A 2,459-nucleotide genomic window follows, 5' to 3' on the forward strand; every position below is an offset into this window, starting at 1 on the left:
CAAAGCGAAATGATAATTCAGGATATTGATTTAAGGAAAGATTAAGGTAACGAGGCAACTGAATGTTTTTATAGAAAAAATAAAAGTAAAATGGGAAATCAACGTAGGAATTTTTTGAAAAAAGTCGGAGGCTCTTTGGCTTTGGCTGGTTTGGGAACAGGATTGCCCAATGAGGCAGCGGCCAATTCAATTGAGCTAAAATCCAATATGAAAGTCAGTGCCAATGACAAAATCAGGATTGGCTTGATCGGTGCAGGTATCATCGGACATTATGATACGGATACTGCGCTTTTGGTGGATGGCGTGGAGTTGGTTGGCGCATGTGACTTGTATACCGGAAGGCTTGAATATGCCAAAGAGAAATGGGGAAAGGATTTCTATACTACCAGAGATTACCGGGAAATATTGGCACGACCTGACATTGATGCTGTATTGATATGCACTCCTGACCATTGGCATGAGCGCATGGCGGTAGATGCCATGAAAGCCGGTAAGCATGTCTATTGTGAAAAACCCATGATCCAACAGATCAATGAAGGCCATGCCATCATCGATACCCAAAAAGCTACAGGAAAAGTTTTTCAGGTAGGAAGCCAAAGGGCGAGTTCAGTGGCAATATTGGAAGCCAAAAAAATACTCCAAAGCGGTATGATCGGTGACCTTACTTATGTACAGGCTTTCTGTGACCGATCAGATTCACGCGGTGCATGGCAATACTCCATCCCCACCGACGCCTCCCCTGCCACTGTTGACTTTGATACCTTTTTGGGTCATGCACCAAAAACCGAATTTGATGCCAAGCGATTTTTCAGGTGGAGGAATTACAAAGATTATGGAACAGGTGCTGCCGGAGATTTGATTGTGCATCTGTTGACAAGCATCCATACCATCACGGATTCCTATGGCCCAAATAAAATTTTCAGTATTGGGGAATTGAAATATTGGAAAGACGGCAGGGATGCATATGATATCATCAATGCGCTGATGGATTATCCCAAAAATGAAAAACACGACTCCTTTCAGGTTTACACCCGTGTCAATCTCGCCGATGGAGAAGGAAAAGGCGGTTTTGGACTCAAAGTCTATGGCACTGACGGAGTCATAGATATCGGATGGAATGACTTTAAAGTCACCACGATCAAGCGACATGCTGAGCCGGGATTTGGTGGATATGATTCCTTTACCAGCTTTTCTGCCAAACAGAAAGAAGAATTCAAAAAGTGGTACAAAGAAACCTATGGATCCGGACAGGGGGGCTATGACATGGGGAAAACCGTCAATTTCAACGCTCCAAAAGGATACGATGACAGATTGGACCACATGATTTCCTTCTTCAATGGAATCCGGACAGGCAGTTCAATCCTTGAGGATGCTTCCTTTGGTTTGCGGGCAGCAGCGCCTTCCCTAGCCTGCAACCTGAGCATTGACCTGCAAAAGCCAATATTATGGGATCCAATGGCAATGAAGGTTGTTTAAAAATGGTTAGAAAGAAGTATTTGATTTGAAGCGAGAAATGAATTTTGGGAGACATTCTTTAACTAAACCATATACATTCATACCAATTTCAAAGCATTACTCAATTCAAAAAATACATCTTAAAACTCCCACGGTTTTTCACATCGATTTTCCCCCTGAATTCACAAGAAAAATCATTTTTGATCAAGTCATAGGTAGTTTCTGATATATTGATTTTCCCTGGAATTGATGCAGATTCCATCCTTGAGGCGATGTTGACTGTATCACCCCAAATGTCATATTGCCATTTTTTGATCCCCACAATCCCTGCCACCACAGGACCGGAATGAATCCCTATCCTGATTTCAAAATGAGGTAAGCCATTATCCTTGGATTTGGCTTTTTCGACCAAAACCATCATTTCCTTTGCAGCTTTCGCCATGTTAATGGCGTGGTTTTCATTTGGAGTAGGAATTCCTCCTGCACACATATAAGAATCTCCTATGGTTTTGATCTTTTCAAGACCATATTTATTTATGATCTCGTCAAAACCTTTAAAATAAAAATCAATACTTTCTACCAGCTTTTCCGGCTCAATATCTTTTGCCAACATTGAAAACTCAACAAAATCAGTGAAAAGAACAGTGACTTTTTCTGCTTTTACTGCATCCACTTTGGGCCCATAGACAGAATATGGCTGAGATTGCCGGTGGGCAGCAACAACACATGGTGTAATAATTATTGTATTTTGAAACTTCGCCGAATAATCAGGAGTTGGTGTCGCTTGGATTGCAAGCCGTGAAAACCGAATCGCACAATGCAAAGAGCTCGGCTGATAACTACGGCAAGGTCCCAGATAATCTGTGGTAAAGGAAAGTGTACGTGCTGGTGTTGCTTGAGAAACGGGGCTGTGTGATTCCGTAAAGAAGAAAATATTCAACCTCACCATTGTCATCAAACAAGACCGCTTATTTGTTAGTAGTCGTTGACAGTAAGGTGAAATC

The 2,459-nt window shown here is 42.0% G+C and carries 2 protein-coding genes; one reads left to right on the top strand and one right to left on the bottom strand.

Annotated features, from left to right (window positions below; translation table 11 throughout):
* The first annotated feature begins 90 nt into the window (after window positions 1–90).
* A complete protein-coding gene (locus ACZFYI_RS19030) occupies window positions 91–1,476 on the top strand; it encodes a Gfo/Idh/MocA family protein (RefSeq protein WP_462525700.1) in 1,386 nt (461 codons plus the stop codon).
* 100 nt (window positions 1,477–1,576) lie between these two features.
* On the opposite strand, the gene ACZFYI_RS19035 is transcribed toward ACZFYI_RS19030, so the two are convergent.
* A partial coding sequence (locus ACZFYI_RS19035) for an adenylate/guanylate cyclase domain-containing protein (protein ID WP_462525701.1) occupies window positions 1,577–2,459 on the bottom strand: 883 nt, incomplete at its 5' end.

This window comes from Aquiflexum sp., assembly GCF_977115555.1.

Excerpts from the sequence above, each read along its gene's own strand:
- ACZFYI_RS19030 (WP_462525700.1), top strand. The coding sequence starts at position 91 with ATGGGAAATCAACGTAGGAATTTTTTGAAAAAAGTCGGAGGCTCTTTG.